We start from the raw sequence: 742 nt of genomic DNA, 5'->3' as shown, positions 1-742 counted from the left end.
AGAGACCGGCGCACGGGTGCGTAACGCGTATGCAATCTGCCTTTCACAGAGGGATAGCCCAGAGAAATTTGGATTAATACCTCATAGTATTATGACTCGGCATCGAGATATAATTAAAGTCACAACGGTGAAAGATGAGCATGCGTCCCATTAGCTAGTTGGTAAGGTAACGGCTTACCAAGGCAACGATGGGTAGGGGTCCTGAGAGGGAGATCCCCCACACTGGTACTGAGACACGGACCAGACTCCTACGGGAGGCAGCAGTGAGGAATATTGGACAATGGGCGCAAGCCTGATCCAGCCATGCCGCGTGCAGGATGACGGTCCTATGGATTGTAAACTGCTTTTGTACGAGAAGAAACACTGATTCGTGAATCAGCTTGACGGTATCGTAAGAATAAGGATCGGCTAACTCCGTGCCAGCAGCCGCGGTAATACGGAGGATCCAAGCGTTATCCGGAATCATTGGGTTTAAAGGGTCCGTAGGCGGTTTAGTAAGTCAGTGGTGAAAGCCCATCGCTCAACGGTGGAACGGCCATTGATACTGCTGAACTTGAATTATTAGGAAGTAACTAGAATATGTAGTGTAGCGGTGAAATGCTTAGAGATTACATGGAATACCAATTGCGAAGGCAGGTTACTACTAATTGATTGACGCTGATGGACGAAAGCGTGGGGAGCGAACAGGATTAGATACCCTGGTAGTCCACGCCGTAAACGATGGATACTAGCTGTTGGGAGC

1 rRNA gene is annotated in these 742 nt (G+C 49.1%); it reads left to right on the top strand.

The features are described from left to right. Window positions 1-742, top strand: a 16S ribosomal RNA gene (locus AC1RRQ_RS23280); the annotation flags it as partial.

Source organism: Flavobacterium sp. GW821-FHT12A05, assembly GCF_058807735.1.
The sequence above is the reverse complement of the archived record's forward strand: the minus strand, read 5'-3'. Positions and strand labels throughout refer to the sequence as shown.